The 6032-nt window shown below is 52.0% G+C and carries 5 protein-coding genes; 1 reads left to right on the top strand and 4 read right to left on the bottom strand.

The window, feature by feature from the left end; all coding sequences use genetic code 11:
* Positions 1 to 1325 (top strand): DUF1156 domain-containing protein (locus tag VAE57_RS09850; RefSeq protein WP_416208440.1); only part of this gene is annotated, 1325 nt, incomplete at its 5' end.
* Positions 1326 to 2098: 773 nt separating this feature from the next.
* On the opposite strand, the gene VAE57_RS09845 is transcribed toward VAE57_RS09850, so the two are convergent.
* The 4 genes from VAE57_RS09845 to VAE57_RS09830 form a co-directional block, all read right to left on the bottom strand.
* Positions 2099 to 3022, bottom strand: coding sequence for a hypothetical protein (locus VAE57_RS09845; protein WP_322821710.1), 924 nt, complete (start codon positions 3020 to 3022; stop codon positions 2099 to 2101).
* On the bottom strand, positions 3006 to 4067 hold the full coding sequence (locus tag VAE57_RS09840; protein WP_322821709.1) for a DNA methyltransferase: 1062 nt from the start codon (positions 4065 to 4067) through the stop codon (positions 3006 to 3008). The genes VAE57_RS09845 and VAE57_RS09840 overlap by 17 nt, the downstream gene beginning before the upstream one ends.
* Before the next feature lie 645 nt (positions 4068 to 4712).
* Positions 4713 to 5111 carry a hypothetical protein gene (locus VAE57_RS09835; protein WP_322821708.1) on the bottom strand — a complete coding sequence of 133 codons (399 nt, stop codon included), beginning with the start codon at positions 5109 to 5111 and terminating at the stop codon, positions 4713 to 4715.
* Between the two features lie 15 nt (positions 5112 to 5126).
* A complete protein-coding gene (locus VAE57_RS09830) occupies positions 5127 to 6017 on the bottom strand; it encodes a hypothetical protein (RefSeq protein ID WP_322821707.1) in 891 nt (296 codons plus the stop codon).
* Between the last annotated feature and the right edge of the window lie 15 nt (positions 6018 to 6032).

Here is a 6032-nt window from a genome sequence, read left to right as displayed (position 1 = left end):
CGTGTGCATTCGGTCAGGCATTCCAAGCCGACGCTGCCACGCAAACCATCAGCACCGACAACATCATCTCCACCGACCCGCCCTACTACGACAACATCGGCTACGCCGACCTTTCTGACTTCTTCTACGTCTGGCTGCGCCGCGCACTGCGTCCGGTCTACCCCGACCTCTTCGCCACCGTGGCCGTGCCCAAGGCGGACGAGCTGGTAGCCACCCCCTATCGTCACGGCAGCAAAGCTGAGGCCGAACGCTTCTTTCTGGACGGGATGACGAAAGCGCTCCAGCGGCTGGCCGACCAGGCCCACCCGGCCTTTCCGGTCACCATCTACTACGCCTTTAAACAGCGTGAAACGACGGAGCCGGGAGTGCGCACATCCGGGGCACACGATGCAGACGTAGGCGAGGCACCCACGCTCCCAGGCGGTGGCGTGGTCAGCACCGGCTGGGAAACCTTTCTGGCTGCCGTCATCCGCGCCGGCTTTGCCATCAGCGGCACCTGGCCGATGCGAACTGAGATGCGTACCCGGCAGGTAGCAATGGACACCAACGCCCTGGCTTCCAGCATCGTCCTCGTCTGCCGGCAGCGTCCGGCGGATGCGCCGGTGGCGACGCGGCGCACGTTTGTGCAAGCGCTGAAGGCGGAGTTGCCCCGTGCGTTGCGTGAGTTGCAGGCGGGCAATATTGCGCCGGTCGACCTGGCCCAGGCCGCGATTGGGCCAGGCATGGCGGTCTATTCGCGCTACGCGCAGGTGCTGGACGCGCAGGGGCAACCGGTGACGGTGCGCGAGGCACTGGCGTTGATCAATCAGGTGCTGGACGAGACGCTGGCTGAGCAGGAGGGCGATGTCGACGCCGATACGCGCTGGGCGCTGGCCTGGTTCGAGCAGTATGGCTTCGACGAAGGGGAATTTGGCGTGGCCGAGACGCTCTCGAAGGCGAAAAATACCAGTGTGGAGGGGCTGGTCGAAGCGGGGATTCTGGCGGCGACGCGGGGGAAGGTGCGGTTGTTCCGGCCCGCCGAGCTGCCCGCCGACTGGGACCCGGCCCGCGATGCGCGCTGCACACACTGGGAGGTGGTGCATCAGCTTATCCGGGTGCTGGAGACCGGTGGGGAAACGGCGACGGCGGTGTTGCTGACCAACCTGGGCAGTCGGGCCGAGGTAGCCCGTGAGCTGGCCTACCGCCTGTACAGCATCTGCGAGCGCAAGAAGTGGGCAGCTGAGGCGTTGTCGTACAACGCCCTGGTGCAGAGCTGGGGCGAGGTGGTACGGCTGGCGGGGGAGCTCACGGCAGGGATGGCGGTGCAGCAGGGGATGGATCTATAGCGGACGTGAATGGGGATGATAACGGGGGTTGAGGTGTGTTTGTCACCACAGAGGCACAGAGGACACAGAGGATGTGCGTAGCGTGTGGCGTGAGGCAGCTATGCTGCCGCGCCAGCCGTGCTCACGACCCGGTGCGTGGTACACCGTTGAGCCAACTGGTCACGCAGATGCCGGGTGTGCCGGTCACGAGCAGAGAGACGGTCAGGAATGAATGAGATTACTGCTGTAGGAGATAGGAGATAGGAAATGGGAGCCAGGTTGCCTTCCCCGTCCGTCATACTCGTGTCGCGGCGTTTGGAGTGCGGCAGCATGGCTGCCGCGCCAGCCGTGCTCGAAATCTAGCGCTGGGCGGAGCGGACTCTATCCGCAGTGGCCTCTTATTTCGGAAAGGATACCATTGCCAGCCTGGTCTCCCGTGTCACGTCGTGTGGTACGCAGCAGCCATACTGCCGCGCCAGCCCTACTTACAATCCAGCGCATGGTACACCCTTGATCCAACTGGTACAAGAATGCCGGGTGTGTGCTCATCACGAGCAGAGAGTTGGTCAGGAATGAATGAGATTACTTCCAGGTGATGTTTTTTGGAATGAGTTCCAATTACTCTCACGAAGTAGATCACTTTTTGCTCAACGATGTACAGTACATGTTCAGATGTAGACACCAGCGGTAGGGGAGTAGTGGTTTAGCGTATACGTATATTAGAGTACCAGTAAGATAAAATGATCGCCAGGTAGCGTTTGATAAGTTCTACTACACCGAACTTAATATATTCGTTACTTAAGCCCCCTTATCATTTGCCATAAATTCTCCAGACGATCTAATATCTCAATAAAGGCATCGGATCGAGAAAGATTAACAGTACTACGAATGTTATTTCTAAGTAACGATATTCTTCTTTCAATTTCTACATCTTCTCTAGTCTCCATGATAGCCCTGAAAAGTGCAATCCAATACTTAATCTTGACACCTAGATAGTCCTGTTCCTTTAGAGAATTGATGTACTCATCGAGGATACCAGCTCTGGCAATTCTGCCAAAATTATTTCCCTTGTCGTCTTCTGCTTTATCCAGTGCCTCTTGCTTACTACTCGGATATGGGTGACAGTTGTTCATTGGAGGTTTACGAATAGTATAATTCTTTCCCTGCATGAATCTGGACTTTTGCCAGTAATGGTTTCGATATTCTGCCGCATATCTCGCCAATTCGACATACGGTTGCAGAAGTTTTGGCTTACCAGAAATGACATCAGAGAGAATCCACGGAGTTACCACCAGAAGATCAGCAGGAGCACACGCAGCGGGGGTAATTTGATATCTAAAACTTGGTTCTCCCTCTTTGCTGAGAACATACCATGATTTTAGTTCAATGCCAAAAATAACGTCTCCACTCTGAAAATGTTTAAGAAGAACATCGGGGAACGTTTGGGTCTGCCTGATAAATGTATATCCGGCGTAGCGATGGTCTGGATCCCAAATACTGCGAAGGCTATTCAGTATATTGACAACTTGTGTTTCAACCACACTTGAGAAAGTGCTACCTACTAAAAACACTTCAGTAGCATTTATTCCTTTAATAACCAATTCTGTTTCAAAGTAATTCGGCAAAGAATACAACAAATTACTCACTTGTTCCCAGACTCCATAATGTATCCAATTTGTGTCAGGTTTTTCTCTAGTTGGTTCATCTGGCATTTTCATCTATTACCTCTTCCACAACATTATCATCAAGTAACAATAACTGTTGGCTGAAATTTTTGTCATACTCTGTCAGACGAGCTACGGCCATGTGAAAAACAAAAGGATCGATCTCGGCACAAAAAGCGGTGCGACCGGTTAGATAAGCGACAATACCAACAGTACACAACCCACCGAAAGGCTCCCATATAACATCACCTACTCTTGATGATGACTTGACAATTAGCTCTATAAGCCGAATAGGCTTCTGGTTCAGATGAGCATATCTGGTTGAACCGGGTATCTTTACCCTTTCTCCATTGTGGAGTGGTGGATGATTCCAGACATTTGTTATCCCATATGTACCCTGGAATACAGGGAACACTCTCGCGTATTCCTCTTGTGTTGCTGGTGTCGCGCCATTAAAAGAAAAATACGGCTTTCCCTCTGATGCACCATACTCATTAGCATACCTCACTAACCGGGCAAAGATCCCAGGTGGAGGTGCATACCAAAGATGATCTTTTGTAAAGTATTTCCTTGTTGCAGCATTCGCAACACCACAAGCCTCATTTGCTCGATACAATGGTAATTTCGTTCTTTCCCACTCATATCGAAGCCACTCTTTTAGGGTCAGTTTTTCCCCATTGACAAAGAATTCAGCTCGCCTTACATAATGTACGCACACCTCCGTCACAACAGGAAAGCCTTTCAGTGTCGGCAAATTACAGTTACCCGCAATATGTTGAATACCCTTATTCCAAATATTACAACCGATGTAATCCCATCCATATTCATGTAGTATGGGGTGTACTGTTGCCCATCCTATCTCCGTATTCCAGAACCAGAGTGTCGTACCTGGCCTTGAATAGCGTGACCAGGACTCGATATGACGACGATACCACTCTCGTAGCTCAGAGGGTTCTCGCGCATCACCTTTGAAACCTGATACACCATATCCGCCATCGGAAATGATAACATCCGGTACAGGCCATTCTTCGTACAGGTCTGATACATCTCGATTATACAACGTTACTTTACCGAGTTGAAAAATCTGTGAGTCAGTCACTTTGTTCCTCAATCAAAGCAAAACAGATATATATATCAACCTTCCCGCTGTCATAGTATATCGCAGTTTCTTAAACACTGCCATACAGCGACAATATAAGCCTTCCAGTATGCGGTATATGCATATCGAGATTATGCCTGCGATCACTGATGCATCGTGATAGTAAAATTTGCCCGTTAATAGCTGGCAAGTCGGACAATGCTAACACAAACGTCCGTCATAATCACAACCGTTGGCCTGGAAGCATTAATTTCTGACAGGCCACATCCCTGTGACTAACAAGGCAAACGGCGTGACACGCGCCAGATCATAGGTACGACTGGTGCGGCAGCCACGCTGCCGCACTCCAAACGACTCGACAGGTACATGATGAGCGGACAAGGCAACTAAATCCAGCGCGTGATGGGACTGTGGATGGTCATCAGCACTCCTCGCTGTCATACCGGCAGACCGGAAGCAGGATATGCTGTCGTTGATGATTGGCAAGCGTACATGAACCTGTGTGATAGCCCGGTAGCTCGACAGCACAGCTTTACGATATAAGTTCTACCTCACGATCAGCATGAACGACGCCAGAGGCAATGGATAATGTCCCCTGGCGCATAAATTTATCTCTCCTTTGCCGGTCGCTCACCGGAAGCGCAATCACAATTCAATCACAAAATCCGGGCGCACCATACACTTTTTGAACGTCTCAAGATCACGTAGCGGATTGTCTTGAATAATACCAAGAATACCGGTGAGCGCAGCATCGATACTCGCCGTATCGTGGTGGGTGACGCCGTAATCCAGCAGGAGAAAAAAGCGGTCAAGGGTTTCCCTGCGCTCAGCGAAGCGCTGTTCAAAGTAGGCCAGCATAACCTCGCGCTCGTTCGCCAGCGCCTGGATCAATACATCTCGCTGAGCTGCAATCTGCGCACGCTTTGTCTCTTCGGTCTGGACAACCTTAAGTATCTCGGTAAAGGCGGCAATGACCGAGATGGCGTCGAGCGCGGGCACCTGGCGAGCGGCGTATCGAATAATACTCTGTGCAGGATTACTCATGGTTATTCCTCTACTTCAGGCTGTCTGTGGCAATGTCTTCACATCAATGACCTCAGCCAGTGCCTTCGCAACCTTCGCTATCTCAAACAAATCTTGCTCACGGTTCGGATCGGCAGTGGTGAGCATATCGGTCAGTGTATCAGTCAGCCGCTTGATCGTCGTCTCAAGCTCTTTGATCCGCTTTTGAATGACGTGGTACTCAGCGATACGATTTTGCATCTCCTCTTCGGCGGCTTCCATCTCTGCGATCTGTCGCTCGACTTTGGTTTTAATCTGGGCAACTGTTCCTTGGGCGAAGAAACCGGCAGTCAACAGAGCCGGGCCAGCAACCAATCCACCAAGCACCGCCGTACCGAGGGCCATCCCGTCACCACCGGCAGCCAGCGCACCTCCGCCCAGCCAGGCCAGTGTCGCATTGGTAGCAGCGGCTCCACTCAACGTGCTGATTGCCGTACCGGTTGAGGCAACACCCAAAGTTCCAACAGTGCTGTAGACCATTGCGGCTGTTGCTGTGCCAGCTCCACCCGCTTTGAGCACAGCCTGAAATGTCTCGATGGGATCAACCTGGGCCCCTTGCCAGTTACCGACTTGTTCCAGGCGCGGCCTCGCAATTCGTTCAGTAAGACGTCGCTTCTTAACTTTTGCCCGTTCCAGAAACGCAGCAGCTTTTTTGATCGTATTATATGCATCCTGACGCAGAGTGTTGAGTTTCTGCAGGCGATCGACAAGGCGATTGTGAACTTTTTCGTACTCTACTCTACGTTCTTCGTATTCAGTGCGTCGCTCGTTGTACTCCTCTTGTAGTTCGGTGATCTGTTGAATGGCAGAGAAGGTATCAACGGCGCCCTTAATACCGGCAATTACCGAGCCACCCAACAGAACGAGAGGGATGAAAGGCAGTGGCATTGGTCGTAGTACTAC

The sequence above is a fragment of the Chloroflexus sp. genome (genome assembly GCF_034434295.1).
Taxonomy (GTDB): domain Bacteria; phylum Chloroflexota; class Chloroflexia; order Chloroflexales; family Chloroflexaceae; genus Chloroflexus.
This window is presented reverse-complemented; position numbering and strand designations above follow the sequence as displayed.

Bases quoted from the DNA above. Each gene is read 5' to 3' on its own strand.
- VAE57_RS09845 (WP_322821710.1), bottom strand. From the start codon at position 3,022: ATGAAAATGCCAGATGAACCAACTAGAGAAAAACCTGACACAAATTGG.
- VAE57_RS09830 (WP_322821707.1), bottom strand. From the start codon at position 6,017: ATGCCACTGCCTTTCATCCCTCTCGTTCTGTTGGGTGGCTCGGTAATT.
- VAE57_RS09835 (WP_322821708.1), bottom strand. From the start codon at position 5,111: ATGAGTAATCCTGCACAGAGTATTATTCGATACGCCGCTCGCCAGGTG.